Source organism: Deltaproteobacteria bacterium, from assembly GCA_023382265.1.
Taxonomy (GTDB): domain Bacteria; phylum JAMCPX01; class JAMCPX01; order JAMCPX01; family JAMCPX01; genus JAMCPX01.
Genome location: JAMCPX010000047.1, coordinates 66,010 through 89,892, shown reverse-complemented (window position 1 = coordinate 89,892; position 23,883 = coordinate 66,010). Strand labels below are relative to the sequence as shown.

Annotated in this window: 27 protein-coding genes and 2 pseudogenes; 21 read left to right on the top strand and 8 right to left on the bottom strand. The window is 38.9% G+C overall.

Annotated elements, in window-relative coordinates; translation table 11 throughout:
* Window positions 1–167: 167 nt before the first annotated feature.
* The 9 genes from M1381_08810 (at window position 168) to M1381_08770 (ending at window position 10,264) form a co-directional block, all read left to right on the top strand.
* The gene (locus tag M1381_08810) at window positions 168–557 is read left to right on the top strand and encodes a hypothetical protein (protein MCL4479178.1); all 390 of its coding nucleotides are present in this window, start codon (window positions 168–170) and stop codon (window positions 555–557) included.
* 161 nt (window positions 558–718) lie between these two features.
* Window positions 719–1,621 (top strand): hypothetical protein, encoded by a 903-nt coding sequence (locus tag M1381_08805; GenBank protein MCL4479177.1) that lies wholly within the window; start codon window positions 719–721, stop codon window positions 1,619–1,621.
* 239 nt (window positions 1,622–1,860) lie between these two features.
* Window positions 1,861–2,745: a GTPase Era gene (era, locus tag M1381_08800; GenBank protein MCL4479176.1), complete on the top strand. Its 885-nt coding sequence runs from the start codon at window positions 1,861–1,863 to the stop codon at window positions 2,743–2,745.
* Window positions 2,746–2,769: 24 nt separating this feature from the next.
* On the top strand, window positions 2,770–4,074 hold the full coding sequence (der, locus tag M1381_08795; protein ID MCL4479175.1) for a ribosome biogenesis GTPase Der: 1,305 nt from the start codon (window positions 2,770–2,772) through the stop codon (window positions 4,072–4,074).
* A 2-nt stretch (window positions 4,075–4,076) separates the two neighbouring features.
* Window positions 4,077–4,907 (top strand): YihY/virulence factor BrkB family protein, encoded by an 831-nt coding sequence (locus M1381_08790; GenBank protein ID MCL4479174.1) that lies wholly within the window; start codon window positions 4,077–4,079, stop codon window positions 4,905–4,907.
* A complete protein-coding gene (locus tag M1381_08785; GenBank protein ID MCL4479173.1) occupies window positions 4,904–6,364 on the top strand; it encodes an ATP-binding protein in 1,461 nt (486 codons plus the stop codon). The genes M1381_08790 and M1381_08785 overlap by 4 nt, the downstream gene beginning before the upstream one ends.
* On the top strand, window positions 6,364–7,728 hold the full coding sequence (locus M1381_08780) for a sigma-54 dependent transcriptional regulator (GenBank protein MCL4479172.1): 1,365 nt from the start codon (window positions 6,364–6,366) through the stop codon (window positions 7,726–7,728). The genes M1381_08785 and M1381_08780 overlap by 1 nt, the downstream gene beginning before the upstream one ends.
* Before the next feature lie 311 nt (window positions 7,729–8,039).
* The gene (locus tag M1381_08775; GenBank protein ID MCL4479171.1) at window positions 8,040–8,696 is read left to right on the top strand and encodes a DUF4912 domain-containing protein; all 657 of its coding nucleotides are present in this window, start codon (window positions 8,040–8,042) and stop codon (window positions 8,694–8,696) included.
* Window positions 8,693–10,264, top strand: coding sequence for a DUF1957 domain-containing protein (locus M1381_08770; GenBank protein ID MCL4479170.1), 1,572 nt, complete (start codon window positions 8,693–8,695; stop codon window positions 10,262–10,264). Before M1381_08775 ends, M1381_08770 begins: the two co-directional genes overlap by 4 nt.
* A 37-nt stretch (window positions 10,265–10,301) precedes the next feature.
* On the opposite strand, the pseudogene M1381_08765 reads toward M1381_08770, so the two are convergent.
* The 3 genes and pseudogenes from M1381_08765 to M1381_08755 form a co-directional block, all read right to left on the bottom strand.
* Window positions 10,302–10,445 (bottom strand): annotated as a pseudogene (locus M1381_08765) (transposase).
* Between the two features lie 32 nt (window positions 10,446–10,477).
* Window positions 10,478–11,604 (bottom strand): IS3 family transposase gene (locus M1381_08760; protein MCL4479169.1). Its coding sequence is split into 2 segments (ribosomal slippage): window positions 10,478–11,355 and window positions 11,355–11,604, totalling 1,128 coding nucleotides; the frame shifts between segments, so codons are not numbered across the junction.
* 75 nt (window positions 11,605–11,679) lie between these two features.
* A pseudogene (locus tag M1381_08755) lies at window positions 11,680–12,060 on the bottom strand (DUF4372 domain-containing protein).
* 298 nt (window positions 12,061–12,358) lie between these two features.
* Here M1381_08755 and M1381_08750 point away from each other — a divergent pair.
* Genes M1381_08750 through M1381_08730 form a run of 5 tightly spaced genes read left to right on the top strand, consistent with a single transcriptional unit; the run spans window position 12,359 to window position 16,512 of the window.
* A complete protein-coding gene (locus tag M1381_08750; GenBank protein MCL4479168.1) occupies window positions 12,359–13,948 on the top strand; it encodes a hypothetical protein in 1,590 nt (529 codons plus the stop codon).
* Window positions 13,949–13,978: 30 nt separating this feature from the next.
* Window positions 13,979–15,163 carry a hypothetical protein gene (locus M1381_08745; GenBank protein ID MCL4479167.1) on the top strand — a complete coding sequence of 395 codons (1,185 nt, stop codon included), beginning with the start codon at window positions 13,979–13,981 and terminating at the stop codon, window positions 15,161–15,163.
* A gap of 31 nt (window positions 15,164–15,194) precedes the next feature.
* The gene (locus M1381_08740) at window positions 15,195–15,443 is read left to right on the top strand and encodes a hypothetical protein (protein MCL4479166.1); all 249 of its coding nucleotides are present in this window, start codon (window positions 15,195–15,197) and stop codon (window positions 15,441–15,443) included.
* Between the two features lie 9 nt (window positions 15,444–15,452).
* Entirely contained in the window at window positions 15,453–16,139 is a 687-nt protein-coding gene (locus M1381_08735) for a hypothetical protein (protein MCL4479165.1), read from the top strand.
* A 22-nt stretch (window positions 16,140–16,161) separates the two neighbouring features.
* Entirely contained in the window at window positions 16,162–16,512 is a 351-nt protein-coding gene (locus M1381_08730) for a hypothetical protein (GenBank protein ID MCL4479164.1), read from the top strand.
* A gap of 103 nt (window positions 16,513–16,615) precedes the next feature.
* On the opposite strand, the gene M1381_08725 is transcribed toward M1381_08730, so the two are convergent.
* Window positions 16,616–16,933, bottom strand: coding sequence for a hypothetical protein (locus M1381_08725; protein ID MCL4479163.1), 318 nt, complete (start codon window positions 16,931–16,933; stop codon window positions 16,616–16,618).
* A gap of 105 nt (window positions 16,934–17,038) precedes the next feature.
* On the opposite strand from M1381_08725, the gene M1381_08720 reads away from it, so the two are divergent.
* From M1381_08720 to M1381_08690, 7 genes are read left to right on the top strand one after another with little or no spacing between them, the layout of a single operon-like run.
* On the top strand, window positions 17,039–17,632 hold the full coding sequence (locus M1381_08720; protein MCL4479162.1) for a CoA pyrophosphatase: 594 nt from the start codon (window positions 17,039–17,041) through the stop codon (window positions 17,630–17,632).
* Between the two features lie 44 nt (window positions 17,633–17,676).
* Window positions 17,677–18,414 (top strand): SurA N-terminal domain-containing protein, encoded by a 738-nt coding sequence (locus M1381_08715; GenBank protein ID MCL4479161.1) that lies wholly within the window; start codon window positions 17,677–17,679, stop codon window positions 18,412–18,414.
* Window positions 18,415–18,438: 24 nt separating this feature from the next.
* Window positions 18,439–20,031, top strand: a complete 1,593-nt coding sequence (locus M1381_08710) for an APC family permease (GenBank protein MCL4479160.1) — start codon at window positions 18,439–18,441, stop codon at window positions 20,029–20,031.
* Complete coding sequence (locus tag M1381_08705; protein MCL4479159.1) at window positions 20,006–20,200, top strand: hypothetical protein; 195 nt, start codon at window positions 20,006–20,008, stop codon at window positions 20,198–20,200. The genes M1381_08710 and M1381_08705 overlap by 26 nt, the downstream gene beginning before the upstream one ends.
* Window positions 20,197–20,757 carry a universal stress protein gene (locus M1381_08700; protein ID MCL4479158.1) on the top strand — a complete coding sequence of 187 codons (561 nt, stop codon included), beginning with the start codon at window positions 20,197–20,199 and terminating at the stop codon, window positions 20,755–20,757. The genes M1381_08705 and M1381_08700 overlap by 4 nt, the downstream gene beginning before the upstream one ends.
* Window positions 20,758–21,156, top strand: a complete 399-nt coding sequence (locus tag M1381_08695) for an NAD-binding protein (GenBank protein ID MCL4479157.1) — start codon at window positions 20,758–20,760, stop codon at window positions 21,154–21,156. It abuts the gene before it with no gap.
* An 11-nt stretch (window positions 21,157–21,167) separates the two neighbouring features.
* A complete protein-coding gene (locus M1381_08690; protein MCL4479156.1) occupies window positions 21,168–21,830 on the top strand; it encodes an NAD-binding protein in 663 nt (220 codons plus the stop codon).
* Between the two features lie 51 nt (window positions 21,831–21,881).
* On the opposite strand, the gene M1381_08685 is transcribed toward M1381_08690, so the two are convergent.
* Genes M1381_08685 through sppA form a run of 4 tightly spaced genes read right to left on the bottom strand, consistent with a single transcriptional unit; the run spans window position 21,882 to window position 23,880 of the window.
* Window positions 21,882–22,193: a LapA family protein gene (locus tag M1381_08685; GenBank protein ID MCL4479155.1), complete on the bottom strand. Its 312-nt coding sequence runs from the start codon at window positions 22,191–22,193 to the stop codon at window positions 21,882–21,884.
* Window positions 22,180–22,683, bottom strand: a complete 504-nt coding sequence (locus M1381_08680) for an HIT domain-containing protein (GenBank protein ID MCL4479154.1) — start codon at window positions 22,681–22,683, stop codon at window positions 22,180–22,182. Before M1381_08680 ends, M1381_08685 begins: the two co-directional genes overlap by 14 nt.
* Window positions 22,676–22,960, bottom strand: a complete 285-nt coding sequence (locus tag M1381_08675) for an integration host factor subunit beta (GenBank protein MCL4479153.1) — start codon at window positions 22,958–22,960, stop codon at window positions 22,676–22,678. The genes M1381_08680 and M1381_08675 overlap by 8 nt, the downstream gene beginning before the upstream one ends.
* Before the next feature lie 11 nt (window positions 22,961–22,971).
* Complete coding sequence (sppA, locus tag M1381_08670) at window positions 22,972–23,880, bottom strand: signal peptide peptidase SppA (GenBank protein MCL4479152.1); 909 nt, start codon at window positions 23,878–23,880, stop codon at window positions 22,972–22,974.
* Window positions 23,881–23,883 lie beyond the last annotated feature (3 nt).

Below are 23,883 nucleotides of genomic sequence, written 5' to 3'. Positions count from 1 at the left end.
ACCCCATAACCTGCCTCCTTTATCAAAGGCAGACTATAATATCCATCTCTGAAGCTGTATCTTTCGGTTAGATTTTTACATGACAAGATGATACCCTCCATGGTTAGATTTTACATGACTCGATTCGGCTACTTGACATCATTACAAATTTGATGTATAATTAAAACGTGAAGATACATCAGAGAACGGACACACTGTATATCGTAGGTTTGATACTGGTACTTTTTATATTCATACCAAGGGGTTTAGCCAGAGCATGTTCATACGATCAAGATAACGTAACCCATGATGATGGGTATCAGGATTCGGATAAAGATCATAATGAAAAGGGTAGCTCGTATCATTCTTCTGATAGAATCATAGGACATAATTTGATTTCAGAAAACAATGGATCTGTTTCAACCAATGGAAATGACATGTTTGTTTTTTCATTATCAAATGTCCTGTCTCTTTCAAAATCATGCAGTATTATTAAGCTCACCATGAGCTGGGTATTTCTCCACTCGCAGGGTTTTGTTCAATCACTTTTCCATCCGCCTAAAGCCTTCTTGGCATAGGTGTATGACGGTTTAGTGGCTAAGTAAACCCAACGGTTTTTTCCGCGTCCTTACACTACCTATGCCTTCATCTTACATATCAGAAGCGTTTTATATTTCTTAAAATGATTTCTCACTGCAATATGATCAAAGAAAAAACAATAAAAATAAAGGAGGCTTTTATGATAACGAATAAAAAATTACAAAAGAGGTCGGTGATATACTTAGCCGTTATGTCCGCATTCCTGTTAACAGTCTTTACGGGTTGTGGAGGCAGCGGAGGCGGAAGCGGCGGTCCCTTCAACCCTAATCAGCTTAATGCACTTGCACAGATATTTGCTTCTTCTACAAATAGTGCGGCAGCCATGAGCACGACTTCTTATGCGTCATTAAAAACAAACAATTTAAGCCCGCTTTCATCGTGCGGGCCAAGCACACTTATCCCTCCTACCAGTTGTCCCGGCAGCGGCAATATCTACTATACGCTTAACATGAACTGTACAATGCCGACAGGGTGCTGCGCAGCTAATCCGCCATGCTCGCAGGATTCAATGTCAATAAGCGGACAGGGTTCCATTAATTATAATTCATGTGCAGAGACTATTACGACAACAGGCGACCACATAATGATAAACGGAACCATCAACATGGGACTTACCTCAAATGCAACTATGCAATGCGGGGGTGCTGTAGATGTGGATGTAACAGTTACGTTTACCGGCACACCGACCATAAGTGTAAACGGTAAAGATGTGTGTCATGGAGATATCTTCATTACAGCAAAAGGACACACAGGTGCGTCAAGTTACACCTCTGTTTCAGGAACTATTTGTGGACAGCGACTATACGAGAATTATAATTACGGATGTGCTGTAACATGTGCAGATAAATCCTGCTGTTATGCTGGAACATACTGCTCTAAATGCTATGCAAATGCCTGTATACCTGCTGGTGCAGTAGACTGCTGCAATGGCTATAACTGCCCTTCAGGAACAAAGTGTGATACATCAAGCGGTAAGACCTTGTGCCAGTTGTCTTTGGTAGATTTTGGTATAGCAATGCCTTCGTTTGAAGCGGTTAAATAGTATGCGTTCTTAGTATGGGCGACCCGCTGGGTCGCCCAACACAGAAAGATTAACCGGATCGTCCCATGTATTGCAACCCGATTCAAATCCATTCAATAAACTTCTGACTGTCCGCACGCTATAATCCATCGCTGCCGTATGGTCAATTTGAATGAGGTGTTTATTTTTGATACTTTATCCCTTCAAGGGAAATACATTAGATGCTTACAAAATATCAAATATGTGCTTTTATGTAATATATGAGATCAGGAATTATTGCGGTTATCGGAAGGCCAAACGTAGGCAAGTCTACCCTATTAAACAGACTAATAGGCGAGAAGCTCACGATCGTATCTAGAAGACCACAAACAACATGGCAAAGATTGAACGTTATAGTAACAACAGAGGATGCTCAATTTGTATTTATAGATACCCCCGGACTGGATCATAGCAGAACATCAAACTTCATTTCATTATTGAGCAGATTATCCATCTCGGCTATGGGGGATGCTCATGTTCTTATGCATATCGTAGAACCGAGGGTTGATGAACGGGAAACATCTATGATAAAGGAGATCTGCAAGTTTAAAAATAAAACCAAGTTACTGCTTATAAACAAAATTGACCTGTTAAAGAACAAGCAATCGCTGCTGCCTGTAATAAACCGGTATGCTGGCATGAAGATTTATAATGATATTCTTCCGGTTTCGGCTAAGGTAGGTGACGGCATGGATGAACTGTTATCTGTACTTAAAAAATACACTACCGTAGACGGATTGCTTTATACAGAGGACACAATAACGGACAAGTATGAGAAAGAACTTGTGGCTGAGATCGTAAGGGAAAAACTTTTTCTTCTCACCGGTGAGGAAATACCTTATGCATCCGCATGCACAGTTGAAAAATTTGATGAATCGGAAAGGGATAAGATAATAAGGATACACGCAATGATCTATGTAGAAAAAAATTCTCAAAAAGGTATAGTGATCGGGAATAAGGGTTCTATGATAAAAAGAATAGGTACAGCGGCGAGACTTGATTTAGAACAACTGCTTGGTACAAAGGTTTATCTTGAATTGTATGTAAAGGTAAAACCCGGCTGGAAAAAAGACCAGCTTTTCCTAGAAGAAATAGGACTAAAATGATGAGCATTCGCATTTTAAATTGATATGAAACCGCTTATAGCAATAGTAGGAAGGCCGAATGTTGGTAAATCGAGATTGTTCAATAGAATGATCTCTGAAAAAAAGGCAATAGTAATCGATCTGCCGGGAACAACAAGGGATGCAATATACGATACATCCGACTGGCGTGGTGTTCTTTTCGACCTTGTGGATACCGGCGGTTTAACGGAAGCTAAAGATCGCTTGAGCTTAAAGATAGATAAACAGGTAAAGCAAATCATAAACGACGCTGTGCTCATTCTTTTCATATGTGATTTCAATACGGGAATAACGTCACCGGATCGTGAGATCGCCATGTTGATAAGGAAGCTCGGTAAAAAGGTCCTCCTGATTATTAACAAAATAGACAAGCCTTACACGCAGGCTGATCTTGCAGAATTTTATCAGCTTGGATTTAATGATATGTTTGGTATTTCAGCGGAGCATGGTTACGGCATAGATGATGTTATGGATGCAATTGTCTCACACATAAAACAGCAGGGATACGGCAATATGGCAGACGAATCCCTCCAGAATGAAAGAATAAGGCTCGCATTTATCGGTAAACCGAATGCAGGCAAATCGAGTATGCTTAATTATATAACAGGCAAAGAATTAATGATCGTTGATGATACACCGGGTACAACAAGGGATCCGGTTGAGGTGAATGTAGAACTCGGTAAAAAACCTTTTATTCTTATAGATACCGCCGGATTAAGAAAAGGCAGGCGAGATAAGCTTATAGATCAACTCGTAGAAATAAAGACAAAAAAAATCATAGAAAAAACAGATCTGGGCATACTTGTTATAGACGCAGTTAAAGGTATTACCACTTATGATAAAAAGCTTATCCAGTTATTGGAGAGGCATGGAAAAGCAATAGTAATAGCGCTTAATAAGTGGGATCTTCTTGCAAAATCCGAGCAAAAAAATACGAAGATGCAATCACAATATACCTCCGATTATATCCCGCAAATACCCACATCCACTCTTACAGGCTTCGGGATAAACGATCTTATAAAAGCGATTTTTTGTACCTCCGACATGTATAACAAGAGGATCATCACTTCAGAGCTTAACAAGTTTTTTAATGAAACAATGGCAGCTAATGAACCAAACACCAGCAGCGGTAAAATCATAAAGCCTTATTACATAGTGCAGGTTTCGGTCAAGCCACCTACGTTTGTGCTCTTCGTAAATACTGTGATAGGAATCAAAGAGAATTACAAAAGATTTATCATGCATCGTCTAAGGGATATCTTTGGGTTTAACGGCGTACCGATAAGAGTTATGTTCCGGAACAGGCACTAAACATGAATGAAAAAAAAGACAGGTCTTTAATCCTTGAGATCACGGATAAATTTATGACAGATACGTGTATGTCCCATGCTGCCGCTTTATCCTTTTATGTACTGCTATCCATAGTACCATTGATATTCGTACTATTTTCTATTGGGAGCTATATCGCCGGCTCCACGAACAAGTTTTTCGTCTATCTGGTAGACTTGCTAAGGCAGGTTATCCCTGACATTTCCAATGATGTTATCAATGATATGCATAGCCTATTAGGCAAGAGTAATGCCATTGGCATTATCGGATTTATAATTCTATTTTTTTCATCGGATCTTGCTGTTCTTGAAGCAAAAAGGTCTCTTGATGTCATTTTTAAACGCAGTAAAAAGTCCAATCCGCTCTTTGTAAAGGGGAAATCATTACTATTTATTTTATTTTCAGGCGTTATCGTTTCATTCATATTCATTTTAGGACCTTTGTTTAAATTTTTAATAAAACTTAACCTGCCTATTTTAAGCAGCACATTTTATATATTAGCTGTAATAGTATCAAGCCGTATATTCTCATTTTTTCTGATCTTTGGTTTGTTTTCTACCGCGTATTACAAGCTGCCATCAAGAGATATCGGTATAAAGTACAGCCTTGCTGCAGGGGCTTTAACGACGGTATTATGGACGATTGTGAGGGTGCTGTTTTCATGGTACATGCTTCATCATTCGAAATTAAGTATTATATACGGTTCTCTGAGCGCCGTCATAGCAACGATCATATGGGTATATTATACTGCCCTGATATTTCTTATCTCTGCTGAGTTTGTCGCGGTTTTAAAAGACAGAGCTGATAAGCAATGAAGCTCTCTGCAGGGGTACCGATAAATATAAAATTTATGCTCCCTATAATATTGATAACCATTCTTATGATCAGCCTTTATGCACTCTTCATGAGGCTTAGTACAGAGAAGCTCTTCAAACAGTACGCGATTGATGAGGTAAATCTCACATTAGGCAACATTGATAAGATCATAACAATACACAGTAAAACAGGTAATCCTGATGATTTTAAAGCCTACCTTTCAAGCCTGTATAATACCGACATAAAAAATATCGTAACCATAGGCATGCTTTCTCCAACTGGGAAGCCGTTATTCATATATCCAAAAACTAATGATATGCCCATTAACATACCCATCGGACAGAAATACCTCGTTACTACAATAAATCAGCACCATGACATTGTAGAATTATACTACAATGCCTACAATCATGCCTCGTGTTTTAAATGTCATAAAACAGACGGTTCGTTACTCGGTATATTCTATGTCAAGGTTTCTACTGCAAGTTCTAATATTGCCTTTGAAGGATTGCTTTCCAACTGGTTTATAGTAAGCATTATTATTACATCCATACTTGTGTTCTCTATATGGCTTATAACAGAAACCGTTATTAACAGACCCATAGATGAGCTTGTAAATACCTTAAAAATGGCTTCAGAAGGCGACCTGTCTGTAAGAACAAAAATAGATGACAATGACGAACTTGGATTCTTAAGTAAACAGCTTAACATGATGCTTGATCGTCTCGCGTATAATGACGCAGAGATCAAAAAGACCACAGAACTTCACATAAGAAGGATGGATAAACTTGCAAGCCTTGGAGAGATCTCTTTATCTCTCGCTCATGAAATAAGAAATCCTCTTGCAGGAATAAGCGGTGTTCTACAGGTATTTAAAGAAGACTTTGCTACCAATGAAGAAAAAACCGACATCTTTAACCAGATCATGGCACAAATCTCAAGAATAGATAAGATCATAGGTGATATGCTGAAGTTTTCAAGAGCTTCAATATACGAAGGTGAGGAACTTAACCTTAATGATACTATTAAGGCAATGCAGATACTGCTTGAGCCTCAGGCATCCAATAATCATGTAAAGATAAGATTATCTTTTGCCCAAAACATCCCATCCATAATAGAAGATAGGGACGGCTTACAACAGGTATTTATAAATCTTCTGCTTAACGCCATTCAAGCAATGCCTGAAGGCGGGACACTAACAGCTTCAACAAACTTTATTGATAAATATGGAGAACCATACATACTTGCCACTATAAGTGATACGGGTAAAGGCATACCTGATGATGCAAAAGATAAAATTTTCGATCCATTCTTTACAACCAAACAACATGGTACAGGCCTGGGACTTGCGATCAGCCTTAAAATCATAAGGTCAATGAATGGTGATATCACATTTGAGAGTGAAAAAGGCAAAGGAACAACCTTTTACATTCGTATCCCTTATAAGAAGGCATAATGGCTGAAAAGGAAGGATATACTATGGGCAGGATACTTATAATAGATGACGAGAATCTTGTAAGATGGTCGATCGAAAAACTTCTAACAAAAGAAGGACACGAGGTTATAAGTGCATCAACGAGTGCAGAAGGTTTATTAAAACTAAGAGAGCATGTACCCGACGTTGTTCTGCTTGATATGAAGCTTCCGGATATTGACGGCATTGAGGTACTGAGGACAATAAAAAAAGAGTTTATAAATCTCCCTGTTGTAATGATCACAGCTTATGGGAGCATAGATTCTGCTGTTGATGCAATAAAAACAGGCGCTTTTGATTACATTGTAAAACCATTTGATGCGGAAAAGCTAAAAATCAGTATAGCCAGGGCACTGGAGATGAGCAAACTAAGAGATGAACTCGGTTTATTCAAGGATGCTGAAAAAAAACGGTATGGTTTTAACAGTATAATAGGCGATTCAGAGACAATACGGGTAGTAATCGATTTTGCAAAAAAGATTGCGGATAGTCAATCAACGGTCCTTCTATACGGTGAAAGCGGGACAGGTAAAGAGCTTTTTGCAAGAGCAATTCATTCGGAAGGACAGAGACAGGCAAAGCCGTTTGTTGCAGTCAATTGCACTGCACTACCTTCACAGCTTATTGAGAGTGAACTCTTCGGTTATGAGAAAGGTGCGTTTACAGATGCAAGGTCATCAAAAAAGGGCATGTTTGAGCTCGCAAACAGCGGTACCCTGTTTCTCGATGAAATCGGCGACATTGAGCTTTCTGTTCAATCAAAATTGTTAAGGGCAATAGAGACAAAAAACTTCAGAAGGCTTGGAGGCACAAAGGATATCTACGTTGATGTAAGAATCATATCTGCAACAAACAGCGATCTGAGAAAGAGGGTAGATGATAAGGCGTTCAGGGAAGACCTGTTTTACAGGCTCAACGTTGTGCCGCTTTTTATACCGCCATTGAGAAACAGAAAGCATGATATCCCTTTGCTTGTAGACTATTTCATAAAAACGATCTCCGAGGAGCTAAAAAAAGAAATCAGGGCTGTTGAGAATGAGGTGATAGATTACTTTACAAATTACTCGTGGCCGGGAAACATAAGGGAATTAAAAAATGTTTTAGAGAGGATGATTCTGCTTTCTAATGATAAACTGCTAAGAAAAGAGCATGTTCCTGTCGAAATCATAGACTACTCGCCAAAACCTCCTTTTATACAAACGGAATCTTTAGAACTTGAAAAGGTAGAAAAAGATCTAATCTTAAAGGCGCTTGAACTTGCCGGGTGGAATCAGACAAAGGCTGCAAAGTCTTTATCTATTTCAAGGGATACACTTAGATACAGGATGAAAAAATATAATATCTAATAAATTAAAACAGTATTTAATCCGGAAAATGCAATGCGGAGATACTTCAATAAAAAAAGCCTCTCCCAGGATTATGAATAGAAAAAGCATAACTTTTTATCTAAGTTATGTGTAAAATTTCTTAATCTCATCAAAAAAAGAATCGTCTTTGCGCGTATCAAAACGTCATCCGCTGCAAACAGGATATTGCTCTCGTTTAAATAAAACCCCCAGGGCCCGTTATATGGATTCCCGCTTGCATGTGGAGTCACGTCATTTATGTAAATGCATAAAACCATTGTAATATTTTTTTAAAATAGTATGCTCATTACATGAATACAAAAGAGCTTAAAAAACTGACCATAATAACGCTTAGAAAGCTTGCAAAGGAAAAACACGTTAGCCTTATAAGGACAATGTCTAAAGATGAGATCATAAAGGCCATTGTTAAATCAGGGAAATCAATGGCCATCTCTTTAACACTCAAAAAGAAAGCTGCTAAAAGTGCCGATAAGGTTTTGCGTAAGCAATCCACTGCAACTAAACGTAAGATTACCTATGAAGAAAAACTGCCAGAATATGATAATGAGACAAGACTTGTGTTGATGCCAAGGGACCCATGGTGGTTTTTTGCATACTGGGTAATCGATAAACACAAATATACGAATAAACATTTGCTGCTAAGGGTTTATAAAAAAGGGCAACTGTACACAAATATAAGTATTGGAGATGCAAGCAGCTGGTACGTAAATGTTCCGGAGCCGGGAGAGACATTTAAAGCAGAGATCGGATATATAAACGGCAGCGGTGACTTCAGTCTTATAGCAACTTCAAACCCGATCAGGACACCAAACGCGTGGCCTTCTGCAATCAAGTATAAGGATATCGGTTTGCCTGATAGCCAGAACACACCATTTGCAGAAGCTTATGATAGTTTTAAACATTCAAACCCTGCAAAAATAGAGCAAATCACATCAAGAAAAAGATGAATGGTTATTTAGCCATTGTGCTTCATTCACATCTGCCTTATGTAAGACATCCTGAGTATAATGATTTTCTTGAAGAAGATTGGCTTTATGAAGCAATAACAGAAACATACCTTCCCCTGCTTGATGCATTTGATCGAATGCTTAACGATAACATTAAATTTCACATAACTATTAGTCTTACCCCTACATTAATGGAGATGCTGAAAGATGAACTGCTTATGAAAAGATACAAGCATCATCTTTCAAAACTTATAGAGCTAAGCGAAAAAGAGATTATACGTACCCAAAAGGATCCAGACTTTAATCAACTCGCGAGGATGTATTATGATAGATTCAAACATTACATGGATGTATTTGAGAAAAGGTATAGAGGAGACATAGTCTCAGGATTCAAGGAGTTTATTGATGCAGGAGCTGTTGATGTACTAGCTTCATGTGCAACACACGCATACCTGCCGCTGATTATTGACGATCCGTGGAAGGATAATCAGATTCGTATTGGCGTCGATACGTACAAGCATTGGTTTGGTTTAAAGCCGTCTGGATTCTGGCTGCCGGAGAACGCTTATATAGAGGGGGTTGACAGCCTTTTAGCCAAAAGCGGTATCGGGTATACATTCCTTGACGCACATGGATTGCTCAATGCGTCTATTCAGCCCGTGTACGGCGTTTATGCACCCATATGCGCGGAAACGGGTGTATGCTTCTTTGGAAGGGATCATCAGTCGGCAAAACAGGTATGGAGTGCAAAAGAGGGCTATCCGGGGGATAATGACTACAGGGAATTTTATAGGGATGTTGGATATGATCTGGATTTTGATTATATCAAGCCGTACCTGCACAGTGACGGCTCGAGATCAAACCTTGGAATAAAGTATTACAGGATCACGGGTCCTACAGATCAAAAAGAGCCGTACAATCCGGAATGGGCATCTAAAAAAACAGAGATACATGCGGGTAATTTTGTTTTCAACAGGGAGAAACATATTGAGTATCTATCAAGCATTATGGACAGAAAGCCTATAATAGTATCCACTTATGATGCGGAGCTGTTTGGGCACTGGTGGTTTGAAGGCCCCGAGTTTCTCGAGCATGTTTTTAGAAAACTTCACGCAATAAATGATCGCGTTAAATCAATCTCTCCGCCCATTTATTTAAAAGAGTATACTGAAAACCAGATCGCTCAGCCTGCTCAATCAAGCTGGGGGGATAAAGGTTATCATGAGGTATGGCTTAACGGAACGAATGATTGGATATACAAACATCTTCATATGGCACAGGACCGTATGAAGACACTCATAAGAATCAAAAAGGCATCTCCGGTAAAACACAGGGCAATCAATCAGGCATTAAGAGAGCTGTTACTCGTCCAGAGTAGTGATTGGCCTTTTATCATGAACTCAGGCACGAATGTGAATTATGCAAAAAAAAGATTTATCTCTCACATATCAAGGTTCACGTACCTCTATGAACAAATAACCAATAACAGCATTGACCCGGAATTCCTTAATGAGACAGAATCAAAAGATAACATCTTTAATTGGCTTGATTACACAAACTATGAATAAGCTAACCCAAAGAATGCATTTAAAAAAGACTAAAGGCTGCATTGCCACTGTTTCCGTAAAAAGTCTTGATTCTCAGATGTTGTTTTATCCGTTTGAAAAACAATTCTATCTGCCAACGACATTTATACAGTTGAGCAAAGGTCAAGGCTGGTAATGTAAAATTGTTGCTTAAAAAGATTAGCTGTCTATTGTTCTCTATGACCTTCCCCCATTTTATAGAGCACCTTGAATTAGAGTTTCCTGACTATTCCTTACCATTATTTCGTGCTTTCTTGCAAATTCATCCGGTGTAAGTCCTTCTAAGGAGCCGTGTGGCCGGTTCTGATTGTAATCAATCCGCCAATGCTCAATGATCTCCCTGGCTTCCTGAAGCGTCATAAACCAGTTCTCGTTCAGGCATTCATCCCGGAACCGCCCATTAAAGCTTTCTATAAAAGCATTCTCCATAGGCTTGCCCGGTTCTATGAAGTCCAGCTTCACCCCGTTCTGATATGCCCATTCATCCAGTGCACGGCTGATAAATTCAGGACCATTGTCAGTTCTGATTCTATCAGACAATCCTCTGGTTTGCTTTAACCTCTCTAAAACCTGCGCTACTCGAACACCTCCAAGAGACGTATCTACCTCCATAGCAGGACTTTCCTTCGTGTAATCATCAACGATGTTTAAAACACGGAATCTTCGCCCCTGTGCAATGCTGTCTGATACAAAATCCATGGACCAGCACTTATTCGGTGCGTTTGGAACCGTAAGGGATATCCGCTGCCGTGCCGGCAGCCGTTTACGTTTCCGCAGCCTCAATGACAGCTTCTCTTCCTTATACAGCCGATCTACCTTCTTATGATTCATTTTCCATCCCTCTCTTCTTAACAGGGTATAGATGCGGGGCGAACCCAACCTCCGTCGATGTTGCGCAATTTCATGCATACGCTTGCGTAACGCATCGTCCCCCTTGTCTTTCCTACGGTATATATAACTGGCCCAGCATAAATGTACCAGTTGTAACGCCCTTCGTTTACTCAGCCCAAAGCCTCTTACCACATAATCCACTGCTGCTCGCTTGACCTTGGGCTTTACCAGTTTTTTGAGTTTATTCCCTTGAGTGCCGCAATATCCAATGCCTGATCCGCTACAATGCGCTTTAGTTTGCGATTCTCTTCCTCCAGGAATTTCAGTCTGCGCAGATCGCTGACCGTCATGCCGGAGTATTTCGCTTTCCAGTTGTAAAACGTCGCATCGCTCATCCCGTATTTACGGCACAGATCCATGACCTTTGCCCCGGCTCGCTCTTCCTCAAGAACACGTATTATTTGTTCCTCGGTATACCTTTTTGCTTGCATCTTTGCCTCCTTTTGCTATCTTTTACTAACTGGAGACTCTAAGAGCAAGTGCTCTGGTTTTCGGGGGGAACGTCACAGAGTATAGGTTGTTTGTTTGAGTTCCAGTCCGAAATCATCATTGGCATACAAGGCTCTTGCGGTATGAATAAGTACTTTGGCAAAATCAGCATAGATACGCCAGTCTCTTGTTTCATTGGCATGAGCCAAAGTGTTTCGCGCAACTTTACCTCGTATTCCCATGTGATAAAGTTTATGCTATGTTACCCGCAGGCATGTTTCAATATCCCGCAGACTTTCCCGAAATGTAAGTTGGACAAATGCCATGCATAGATATTGATCCCAACATGAAAAACTTTTTACTTTGTAATTGCCGCCGTACCGTTCTACACATTTGTGAAACTTATAACTTGGAATAAAATCCATAAGCTGAGAAAAAACAGTTGCTCCTGTATTCATAAGCCGTCTCCTTTTGTATTGCTACAAAAGTATGGCTTAAAAGTATTTTCAAGTTCAAATCGATAAAAATTATTTTTGTCAATTTATCTATTGACTTCAATATGTTATTGTGTTTTGATAATTAAACGTTGGGACAGTAGTGATAAAATTTACAAAGGAGGATGTTAAGAAAATATTAAAGAGGTTTTTAATAATAAATTTGTTGGGTATAAGTTTTATTATTACCAATAATGTAAAAGCTGATTACCCTGCTTCCCAGTGTCAGTTACCACAAGTGGTCCTAAATAGAGCAAGCTCAGTGATACTACAAAATATACACAGCAATGCTATCTTCCCTACTACTACTGGATCATTTGGCTTCTCATACCTATGTGAATGTAATCTACTATCAGGATCAACTGCGTGTAATGGTAATTCCAATGGTATAACGGTCTATGGTAATATTCCCTCTATCACTATGAATTATATAACGACGTGGGTATCACCTATCCAGAGTATTCACCTCCACCTAACCTTAAATATTACTCAAACAACAGGGCACATACGCTATGTAGATCCGCTCAATTGCCAATATGAAACTCTATCAGTTAACTATGTAGGGAGTGTTGTAGCAGATGTATATATGACTACTACTGTTATTCAACCACCTTCAAATCTTTCGGTTGCAACACTTGGTTTAAATTTTACACATATAACAGTAAATGTTTACAGAAGTCATTGTTCAGTTACCGGTAACCCTACTATTGATGACGCGGGTCCTTGTCCAATAATAGATGATGATATAAAAAGTAATGTACAAGATTTATTAAATGGAAATAGATTATTAGGCATATCTACTTCTGTGGGTTACTTTGAAGTTCCATTTAAGGAAGTATTGTTATACATCTTTAACGATCCCTTTCTTGTTTCAAATGAAACTTATGCGCCCCTTTATTCAACCGCACAGTTTACACTTCAACCAACAAACCTGCAAGCAGGGCAATCTACAAACCTTAATATTACAATAGAAAATGTCTCACCACGATTAGAATCTTTTTACAATCCTGACTATCTTTTTCATGTAGCAGGGCTTAATAATTTCGGTAATTATTCTAATCCGGATGTCTTCCCTCTAATATATCCATATAACAACTATTATGGGTCTATCTATAACAATTATAGCTCTTGGAACTATTCCTTAACACCATATCCAAGCGGTTCTGATCAAACAAGTATTTCATTGCCAATAACAGCTCCAGTTAGTGAATGCACTGTTTCATATCCACTATTGGTTGCACTACTCTATGATGATTTACCTGGTGATCAGTCATGTCCGGAAATGAATTTTACTATGTTTACCTCTACTACCATAAATGTAACAGGAACTAATCCTTATTCAAACAGTTGCTGCTTTGTGACCGCAGCTCTAAGGGGAACTTCTTTAGAAACCAATATTCCATTAATAAGAAGCTTCAGGGATCGTGTTTTATCTAAAGGATATGAAGGGGAATTACTTGTAGCACTTTATTACGAATACAGCCCTGAGATCACAAAAATAATGTTAGAACATCCACAACTTATAGGACAGGCAAGGGAGCTAATAACACAATACCTCCCTATAGTAAAAGCGCTCCTTACAAATAACGGAAAACTTCCACCGCAACTGGCAAACAAAGTGTTTACCAGAGATGAAGTCAACACGATTATTTATTTCATTGATTTTATCCATAGGTATGCAAGTCCCCAATTAGGAGAGGTGCTGGATTATGTAAAATCATTACTTATGGAATATGCAAATCTTCCGCTTGGGCTTGGAATAAAAACGCTTATCCATGGGTCGCCAATGCCGTTTAATGCTCATGGAAAAGCTATTGGTATATATGACAGGCTTCAACTTTGGGTGAAATAAGTATATAATTATTATAAGGAGGACAATCTTATGAAGACTTACTTACAATTATTAACATGTTTACTCCTGCTCCTCAGTAGCTGTACATCATATACATCTGGTGTAAAGGTTACATCTGATACGGGTCCAGGTCATCTTGGACAGTGGCAGTTTGCATCATCCTCTGTGCCAATAAACGATACAGGTATTCCTTTTAGAGCAATAGAATATAATGGCTGGATGTATGCAGTAAGTTTTTCAGAAAATACAACAGTAAGGGCGCCAATATTATCAGATGGCGATATTGGACAATGGATAAGCGATACCTCATTATTACCGACGGGTAGCTATCAAGCCCTGTTACAATACAATAATTATCTATATGCGGTAAACTTTACCAATGGTGATATTCTAAAGACAGATATCCAGTCGGATCACAGTCTTGGTGTATGGCAAACAGTTTCAACACTGCCTATTTCACCTTGTACACAATCAACTATACTACTTATTTCAGATAAATGGATGTATGAAATTGCCCCTCTATGTAATTTTAATAATGCGTATACGATATCATGTTTATCCGCACAGTCTTCGCAGGCTTTATTAAAGACATCTCACTGCATGATAAATCAGGATGGTTCTTTAGGCTCATGGATCTCTGATACATCCATCCCATTTACCCCATGGATGGCCGTATCCCCTACAATAACAATACCTTATGGCGTAACAAGTATTGCAATAGGTAACAGGATTTATCTATTGGGTGGAGGGTTGGCAGCTCTATTCCCTTCAACTTCATCATCAGGCTCATTCTATTCTTCGTTGATTCCACTATCATCCCCATCTTATGCAGCAATTGGAGTTGATGGCTCTGTAGGAGACTGGATTACCGACACAAATGCCCCATTAACAATAAATCCTGTTTCCATAATTGGGGCAGCAACATATAATAACTGGCTGTATGTTTTATATGGCATGTATGAGTTCTCCTCTTCCACACTTTCATTTTTCGATGGTGTTCAAAGGATTCAGATAAATACAGACGACTCATTAAATAAATGGATACCAAGTATGTCAACAAATTTAGGTGCTCCTTTTGCTACTATGGCAGGTGTGCAGTTTGTGCAGTATAATGGCTATCTTTATACCCTTGGTGGATATACATTTACAACAGAAGGCTATAATATGTCGTTGTCACCAACCGGTACAGTGGAATACACCAAGATATACCCATAGAGGAGGTTTTATAAAGATAAAGACAAGAGAAATGATTGTTTCCGGTATCATGGTGTTGTTCGCAGAGTGCGGCAATGCCCATAAATCAGTCGATATCTCGCCTCTTATCAATACCGGTAAAAATGCGATTTTGAATAGCTCGCCGCAGGATGCTTTGGTACAATTCTCTCAAGCACTAAAAGCTAATCCGAACAGTTGCGATGCACACTGGGGCATGGTGCTTGCCGCAAGCCAGGATATTATGAACAATCAGGCAACCACTTTTATTAATAATCTGTAAAGAGGTGTTATGGCTGACAACGTAGCAGTACAGTTTACCGGTATCACCTCTGATATATCGCTGATTCTTACACACACCACATTCATTGAGCAACACAACTGTGGCTTTACCCTTGATACCCTTCCCCTCCATATTCAGCCCGATATGAGTGTATTAAAGCTTTTAATGCCTTCTGTCCCGCAAATATCTCTCAACCTTGTTCTCGGCAGGCAATGGGGTTTGCCGGAGGCAAAGGCTATAAGCTCAACCGCTTATGTATTAAAGGCAATTATTGATCTACTTTCATCATATAATTACGATACCAATTGCGTACTCTCTCCGCTTTTATCCTGGATAGGAGGCTTGAATAGTACCCAGCTTCAGTATGCCCCTCTTGCGGTATTCAGAGCAATGGGAAACATTGTTTACAACTGTCCTGACTTTCTCTCATTCAGCACAATTCCTGACGCATCCGGTGCTCAATACTTTACCGATGTTAAGACCGATATAACAGGTATGCTTCAGTCCATGCAGGGGATGGGGAATGCCCTCATTGCAGAGGACAATAATATTAACAAGGTTATTGCGTATTTTGATAATAATCATAATGGCTTCATAGTTGGAGAGCCGGTAACATCTGATACAATCCATTTTGGGTGCTATATTACAGATTCAACGCAGACAGTTAATTGTGTAGAACCGTTATTGCATGATTGATAATTATATAAGTCCGTTTATAATGATGATTGGTTTCCCTCAAACTGATGGTACAATAGTGATAGGCTCAAGCATGAATAGAGCATTTGCAGGTGCATTGGATGATTTTCTTGGTAAGATAATTGGTAACCTTAATAATGAGGAGCCGCGTATAATTAAGCCGTCTGACCTTAACTTTTTTGTTTCAACGGTGAGCGCCTCACTTATACAACAAGTACCAGATGCCATTGGTGAAGATCTTTACGCATTATTTAACAATCCAGTTCCATTAAGGTCACTGTTACCTGTTGTTCAGAACTATGCTGATGGGGAAGGGAATGTTTTTGCGATAGAGGCTGATATTCCACAATCCACATGGTGGTATAATCAATAATATTACAAACGTGAAGATAGACTACATTTTACATCAACAGTATGCCCTGGATGTCCGATAACAACAGATGGAGTTTATATACTTACACAGACATACACAACATTTATAGGGGTCTCTCTGCCTGTAATACTGCCATACATTGCAATGCAGGATCCAGCCTTTCATTATATGCTTTATACAGATCTCGGTCAGCTATATGCTGTATGCGAATCCCATAATGATGGGACTTGTACGCGCTATCAAATCTGCCTGTGGCAGCAGCAAACATGGTTAAGCCCGCAACCCAGTATTCATTTAATAAACTGTTATCCCTTACAACCATGGACATGATGGTTAATAATGATTTAATGTGGTTCTTTAAATCGTAAGGTTTATAAAAGTTAGGGTATTTTATGGGTTGTCTTTTTTTCGGTCGACCCATATGTTGTCCAAAGAGTCTTATATAAGTTTGTGCTCAATTGACATTGGTAAGTTTTGGCTAAAAAGTTGAAATCTTTATATCTATCGGTTAGACTAAATTATAATAATGGATACTTACATCAACGTATTAAAAGAAAACCTAAAACACTTAACGCCCAGAGAGATCATCTCTCAGGATATGAAAAAGGCTGCGGTGATTGCCATTTTTCTTAATATCTCAGATAAAACCCATCTCTTGTTCATAAAAAAAGCGGATGACATCGGTTATCATTCGGGACAGGTATCCTTCCCGGGTGGTACAATAGAAAAAGGGGAAACCCCGATTGAAGCAGCACTAAGAGAAACAGAGGAAGAGATAGGCATAGGCAAAAGCAAACTTGAGATACTCGGCAGGTTTGACGATGATTCAGCAATCATAAGTAACTTTATAGTAACACCATTTGCAGCAATCCTTAAAGATATCCCTGAGTTTACATTGCAAAAATCAGAGGTTAAGGAGGCATTTACGGTACCTTTTGAGTTCCTCCTCAAAGAGGCAAACTATAGAGAACAGCGTATAGAAATGCTTAATACGGAATTTCTTACGGACGGCTATGAGTATAAGGGACACATCATCTGGGGACTTACAAACAGGCTTGTTAGAAGGCTTGTAGAAATTGCAGGGAATAGTTGTAGTATTGATTCTGTTAAAAACGGATAAAATTACTTGCTTTTTTTTAAATACACTCATATATAAGATACCTTATGTTAAGCGCAATAAGAAAACATACGGGCTCATGGGGATTAAAGGTGCTATATTTTATAGTGGCGATAACCTTCCTTGGAGGTTTCGGTGGTATATTCGCAGCAGTGCGAGGCTGCGGTAGCGGTCTTTCGGAAGGCACCGTTGCAATGGTCAATCATAATGCAATATCACTCAATAATTTTAACAGGGCTTATAGGAATACGATCAATGCATACCAAAAAGAACAAAAGATCACACTGACACGCGATGAAATCACAAAGCTGAATATCCCTGAAGAGGTATTGAGCAGTCTTATATCCAATGAAGTAGCAAAAGAAAAATCACGTTCTATTGGATTTATAGTAACTAATGTGGAGCTAAGAGAAGAGATAGCACATATTCAAGCATTCCAGAACAAAGAGCATCAATTCGATCCAAGACTGTATTATGCTGTTTTGCGTGAACAAAATATCCTGCCTTCAGAATTCCAAAATGATATCAAAGAAGAAATCTTGATACTCAAATTAAAAAAGATTTTTTATGATGGCACCTTCCTGCAAAACAGCGAATATAACATACTGAATAAGATTTCCAAACAGCCCTTGGAGAATCCTGCTGATATGCTTAATAACTTTTCACAGTTAAGATATGCGATTGCACAATCATCCTATAATACATGGCTTAAAGGCGTAACGGCTGAGGCAAACATCGAGCAGAATAAAACTATCCTATCAAGTCTCACACAACCAAAAGAGTAGTTTAAAAATTACCGTCACTTTAAAATGGCTAACGATACCACTACACACTTATCAGAACAGCCTGTCCCGGAACTTAGAAGAGATGTTACCGTATGGGGCTCTTACATGTGGGGTTATGCCGATGTAGGGGCTGATATTTATGCTGCGCTCGGTCTTGTTATTGCAGCGGCTCAGGGTGCAGCATCACTTGCTTTTGCAGTAGCAGGTATTGTTTACATCATGATAGGGCTTGCTTATACGGAGCTTGCGGCAACATACCCTGTTGCAGGCGGAGGACATTACTTTACACTCAGGGGGTTAGGAGATTTCTGGGGATTTGTTACTGGCGTTGCCCTTTTACTCGATTATACGATCGATATCGCATTATTTGCAGTAGCATCGGCTGGATATATAAATTTCTTTCTGCCGTTTTTTGGTATACATCCGGGTAGTTTTATGTTTAATCTCGGGCCGTTACACATAGATTATTTATGGCTTTTAGAATCTTTATTCTTTATAATATTTTTAATCTGGCTTAACATAAAGGGGATAAAAGAATCTTCATTGTTTAATGAAGTAATAGGAGCTGTTGATATCGCAACAGAGTCTTCCGTAATCGTATTTGGTTTTTTGTTCGCATGGAAACCCGCTATACTTGCTCAGCAATGGCATTTGTCATTCCCAACGCTGCATAATTTTATGTACGGCTCATCACTTGCCATAATATCATTTGTGGGGCTTGAATCCATATCTCAGGCAGCACAAGAGACGAAAAGACCTGCAACCATTATACCAAGGACATCCATCACACTCATATTTACGGTATTTATTTTTGCAACAGCCTTTTCCACATTAAGTCTCGGGATACTCCCATGGCAGACGTTTGCTCAACACGTAGGAGACCCGATAGCAACGTTAGCACATGCAATACCGTATGTAGGACTTGTAGCAGGCCCTATAACAGCACTTCTTGGTGCAACTATCCTCATGATATCAGCCAACTCAGGTGTTATGAGCGTATCAAGGCTTACATATTCAATGAGTGAATTCAGCCTTTTAACAAATTGGCTGGACAAAGTTCATCCAAAATATAAAACACCTGTAAGGGCCATAGTTGTATTCTCAGGCATAGGTATACTTGAGATGCTTCTATCCTTTCTTACCCCGCAGGCAATGAATACACTCGGCAATATGTATGCATTCGGTGCAACACTCGGGTATATGATTGTATTTATATCGCTCATAAAGCTCAGATTCTCGGATCCATACACTCCAAGACCTTATAAAATACCACTCAACCTAAAAATTAAATACAAGGGTAATGTTGTGGAGTTTCCCGTGCTTGGGGTAATAGGATTCTTAGGCGTAAGCATGGTCCTTTTTGAAGTTATATTGACGCATAAAATTGGTAGAATTGCAGGCCCTGCGTGGGTTTTACTTGGAATCATATACTACATTGCATTTAGAAAAAAGAATAATATGCCTGTATTCGGTAGTATAAAACGGGATTGGGAAAAACATCAGATGGATGTCTTAATGTCGGCTGAGGAATTTGAACTGGCAGAGGCGTACAGGCTTGCTTTAAAAGAACGAGATGAAAAGATTATCAAAAATGGACAAAATGGGTCTGTTAAATAAATTCAAAGCCATAAACAGCATACTGTTCATAGTAATCGGTATAGTGATAATATTTAGATCTTTGAACAGCATACCAGTTTTTATGCCCATAATTGTAGGGTTAAGTTTTATATGTCTCGGAGTGTACAGGAGTTTTCATGTTCTTAAATATCTAAGAGGGATAAAATGATCCAGTCCCCGCTGGGTCTTGTAATAGCTACTGTCTTTCTTATATCCATAATCAGTTTACTCTGGTGGATGCTGCATGCGCCTCCTATGGTGCCTTATGTGGCAGCAAAAGCCCACATAGAGGTAGAAGCTTTAAAAAACATCGTTGTTCCGACTCAGGGTATGGATTACTCTGAAAGAGGTGTTGAGATAGCAAGCAGGCTTGGGACTATTCAGGATTCTAAAATGATATTTGTTTACGTAATCGAGGTACCAAGAACATTACCGTTAAATGCAAGGATGGAAGAAGAGGACAAAAAGGCAGAGGAAGCAATAAAGCATGCGGTGGATCTCGCAGTCCTTCATAAGATGAAAAGTGAATCTGTGATATTAAGATCAAGATCAGCAGGCGAAGAGATTGTAAAAATAGCTCAGGAAAAGGATGCCGATGTTATTGTTATGGGAATAAGACAGCATGTCGGTCTTAAGGAGAACATTCATGGCAGGACATCCGATACTGTGTTAAGAAAAGCACCGTGTGAGGTCATAATAGATAAACTACCGGGAGAGGAGTCATAAATGAGAATAGTAATAATAGGTACAGGGCGACTTGGTTCAAAACTTGTGGATATATTTGTGAAGCACGGAGACAATATACTCGTAGTTGAACAAACAGAAAGTAAATTTATCTATATAGAGAATAGAGAAGGAGTTGAGTTTCTTGTGGGGAATGCAACAGACGAAAAGGTATTGAGAGACGCATTCAGAAAACCCGCCGATATTGTAATGGTTGTAACGGGTGATGATTATACAAATATACTAATATCACAAAAGATAAGGTTAATAGATAAAACTACAAGGGTTGTAACACGTCTGTTTGATACAAACCTTGCAACAATTTACTCAGAACTTGGTATGGAAATCGTATGTCCTACAAGCCTAACGATTAGCACCCTTGCAAAAATGCTTGGAATATAACAGGAGGGAATATGTACATTATAATAGTCGGAGCAAGTAAAGCTGGTACAAACCTTGCAAAAACCCTTTTGTCCGCAAAACATGAGGTTACCATAATAGATAACAACAAATCAAAGGTAGCAGAACTGTCAGAAACCTATGGTGATTCGATTATATTCGGGAATGGTGCAAATGCTTCGGTTTTAAAGGCAGCAGGCGCAAACAGGGCTGATGTTGTTCTTGCACTTACAGGAGACGATGCAACCAACCTTGTTGTATGCCAGCTTACAAAACTTATGTTTATGACACCAAGAACCATATCAAGAATTTCTGACCCTGCCAATGAGGTAATCTTTCAAAGTATAGGTGTTGATGCTACGATTAACTCTACGAGGATACTCAATTATCTTATCGAAGAACAGGTTCAGGCAGGTGATGTTGTTGTTCCCCTATTCCCCTTAAAAGGCGGGAATGTGGAGCTTGTGCAACTTGATGTCAAAAAAGGGGCAGGAGTTATTGACAAAAAAATAAAAGATATCGGCTTTCCAGAGGGTGTCATAATTGTTTCAATTTATAGAGGAGAAAAAACCATCATCCCAAAGGGAGAAACCGTCTTTTATGACAACGATAAGGTCATAGCGATTGTAAACAAAGAAAAGATAGAGAATGTTCAGCAAATTTTTAAAGCATCATAGCCTTTTCTATATATATCAACCCAGGATGTAACAATGAGGTACGTGAATATGCTATTTGTTTTGCTTATCTAAATCCTGTTTTATGATAGCGTCATCTTTTTCTTTTAGTGCTCTATTAAGCGCTCTTATCTTATTTTTGTGGGTCACTATGTGTGAAACATTAAATATAAATGCAATCAAATATCCAATTGCAAAAGATATAAGTATTATGAGCCATAGGGGAAATGGTGTGGTACCCCATCTAATAAAGTACAGACTAAATTGGAAAGAAACCTCTTTACTGAGTTTATCATAATTCTGAAAGAACGTAATAAAAAATAATACAACCAATAAAATTATAATGAATTGCTTAAATAACTTCATCCATACCTGCCCTTATTTTTTTATACGTATCACTTATAGATTCAGGTAGTACCTTTGTATCATTTATTACAGGCATAAAATTTGTATCACCATCCCATCTCGGCACTATGTGAACATGAATATGATCTTTTATTCCTGCTCCGGCAATCTTTCCCTGATTTATCCCTATATTGAAACCCGATGGAGTTAACCTGCGTTTAACAGCCTTTATTCCAAGCTGGATATTCATAGTTATATCTTCAAGCTCTTCCGGGAAAAGCTCGTCAAAGTTTGCTACATGCCTGTAGGGTGCCACCATTATATGCCCCGTGTTATAAGGATAGCGGTTCATGATAATAAAAGAAAGCCTACTCCTATAAATAATAAGGCTTGACGCATCCTTATCCTGTCCTTCCGAAGGATAAATACAGAATATACACTCATTTTTACCTTCCATATTTGCACCATCAAGTATATAATTAATACGCCATGGCGCCCACAACCTATCCATTTTTATTTATAAGTTCTTTTAATTCTTTGCCGACTTTAAAAAAAGGCACATACTTATCTTCTATCATCACGCGTTGACCTGTTTTAGGATTACGCGCCTCTCTTGCCCGTCTATATTTTACAAATAAGCTGCCGAATCCTCTTATTTCAACCCTGTCATTGTTTTCTAACGCTTCTATTACTTTATCTATTATGATGTTAACTATTTTTTCCATATCACTCTTGGCAATATGGGGGAATCGTTCTGCAAGCCTTATAATTAGTTCACTTTTTTTCATAACAATTTCTCCTACTTTGGGAAATTAAGTATATATCCAAACTTATAAATGTCCTGTTCTGTAAGTTTTTCTTCGATCAGATTTGCGATCTTATTGCTTAACAAATCATAAAAACCTTTTCTCGGTTGGGAAGGGTATACAAGTTTTGGTTCTCCTTTAATCCCGCTAAGTTTTGCTGCGAGATCAACAGCCGTTTGAAAACCGCCGAGTTTATCAATGAGCCCAAGTTTTAGCGCCTGATCCCCTGCAAATATTCTGCCGTTAGCTATCTTATCTATCTTACTCATGGATATATGGCGATCATTGGAAACAACGGTTTTAAATTGTACAAGCACATCATCAATTACGGACTGCAGGTATGCTTTTTCATCAGGTCGCATTGCCCTGAAGGGAGAACCGGTATCCTTGAATTTCCCGCTTTTTACTACCTCGCTTTTTATCTTTGCCCATTTCAATAAGCCGCCTATATCAAAAAATTCCATTATAACACCAATGCTGCCGGTTATAGTTCCAGGGTCAGCTACAATCTTATTTGCCGCACATGCGATATAGTAACCACCGGATGCAGCTACAGTTCCCATAGATACGATTACCACCTTTTTCTTTTTTACCCTTAAAATCTCGTCGTATATCTCCTGCGCTGCCGCCACCGCGCCTCCGGGTGAATCTATTCTTATAACAATCGCCCGAATGCTGTTATCCTTATAAAAACCTTCAAGCTGTTTTATAATCGGTCTTGGTTCGCTGATAACCCCTCTTACTTCAACAATACCGATTCTATTGGAAGATTGAAAAATGGATTCAGGTGATATTGAAGTAATATTCTGTTCTCTAATGCTGAAAAAGATGGATAAGAGAAATGATATTACAACAACAATTAAAAGCACTATTCCTATTACGTTTGCAGTTTTCCTTTCCATAAA

What these genes read in the sequence shown, in the direction of transcription:
- M1381_08805 (MCL4479177.1), top strand. Translation starts at nt 719, where the DNA reads ATGATAACGAATAAAAAATTACAAAAGAGGTCGGTGATATACTTAGCC.
- era (MCL4479176.1), top strand. Translation starts at nt 1,861, where the DNA reads ATGAGATCAGGAATTATTGCGGTTATCGGAAGGCCAAACGTAGGCAAG.
- der (MCL4479175.1), top strand. Translation starts at nt 2,770, where the DNA reads ATGAAACCGCTTATAGCAATAGTAGGAAGGCCGAATGTTGGTAAATCG.
- M1381_08790 (MCL4479174.1), top strand. Translation starts at nt 4,077, where the DNA reads ATGAATGAAAAAAAAGACAGGTCTTTAATCCTTGAGATCACGGATAAA.
- M1381_08785 (MCL4479173.1), top strand. Translation starts at nt 4,904, where the DNA reads ATGAAGCTCTCTGCAGGGGTACCGATAAATATAAAATTTATGCTCCCT.
- M1381_08780 (MCL4479172.1), top strand. Translation starts at nt 6,364, where the DNA reads ATGGCTGAAAAGGAAGGATATACTATGGGCAGGATACTTATAATAGAT.
- M1381_08775 (MCL4479171.1), top strand. Translation starts at nt 8,040, where the DNA reads ATGAATACAAAAGAGCTTAAAAAACTGACCATAATAACGCTTAGAAAG.
- M1381_08770 (MCL4479170.1), top strand. Translation starts at nt 8,693, where the DNA reads ATGAATGGTTATTTAGCCATTGTGCTTCATTCACATCTGCCTTATGTA.
- M1381_08745 (MCL4479167.1), top strand. Translation starts at nt 13,979, where the DNA reads ATGAAGACTTACTTACAATTATTAACATGTTTACTCCTGCTCCTCAGT.
- M1381_08740 (MCL4479166.1), top strand. Translation starts at nt 15,195, where the DNA reads ATGATTGTTTCCGGTATCATGGTGTTGTTCGCAGAGTGCGGCAATGCC.
- M1381_08735 (MCL4479165.1), top strand. Translation starts at nt 15,453, where the DNA reads ATGGCTGACAACGTAGCAGTACAGTTTACCGGTATCACCTCTGATATA.
- M1381_08730 (MCL4479164.1), top strand. Translation starts at nt 16,162, where the DNA reads ATGATGATTGGTTTCCCTCAAACTGATGGTACAATAGTGATAGGCTCA.
- M1381_08725 (MCL4479163.1), bottom strand. Translation starts at nt 16,933, where the DNA reads ATGGGTCGACCGAAAAAAAGACAACCCATAAAATACCCTAACTTTTAT.
- M1381_08720 (MCL4479162.1), top strand. Translation starts at nt 17,039, where the DNA reads ATGGATACTTACATCAACGTATTAAAAGAAAACCTAAAACACTTAACG.
- M1381_08715 (MCL4479161.1), top strand. Translation starts at nt 17,677, where the DNA reads ATGTTAAGCGCAATAAGAAAACATACGGGCTCATGGGGATTAAAGGTG.
- M1381_08710 (MCL4479160.1), top strand. Translation starts at nt 18,439, where the DNA reads ATGGCTAACGATACCACTACACACTTATCAGAACAGCCTGTCCCGGAA.
- M1381_08705 (MCL4479159.1), top strand. Translation starts at nt 20,006, where the DNA reads ATGGACAAAATGGGTCTGTTAAATAAATTCAAAGCCATAAACAGCATA.
- M1381_08700 (MCL4479158.1), top strand. Translation starts at nt 20,197, where the DNA reads ATGATCCAGTCCCCGCTGGGTCTTGTAATAGCTACTGTCTTTCTTATA.
- M1381_08695 (MCL4479157.1), top strand. Translation starts at nt 20,758, where the DNA reads ATGAGAATAGTAATAATAGGTACAGGGCGACTTGGTTCAAAACTTGTG.
- M1381_08690 (MCL4479156.1), top strand. Translation starts at nt 21,168, where the DNA reads ATGTACATTATAATAGTCGGAGCAAGTAAAGCTGGTACAAACCTTGCA.
- M1381_08685 (MCL4479155.1), bottom strand. Translation starts at nt 22,193, where the DNA reads ATGAAGTTATTTAAGCAATTCATTATAATTTTATTGGTTGTATTATTT.
- M1381_08680 (MCL4479154.1), bottom strand. Translation starts at nt 22,683, where the DNA reads ATGGATAGGTTGTGGGCGCCATGGCGTATTAATTATATACTTGATGGT.
- M1381_08675 (MCL4479153.1), bottom strand. Translation starts at nt 22,960, where the DNA reads ATGAAAAAAAGTGAACTAATTATAAGGCTTGCAGAACGATTCCCCCAT.
- sppA (MCL4479152.1), bottom strand. Translation starts at nt 23,880, where the DNA reads ATGGAAAGGAAAACTGCAAACGTAATAGGAATAGTGCTTTTAATTGTT.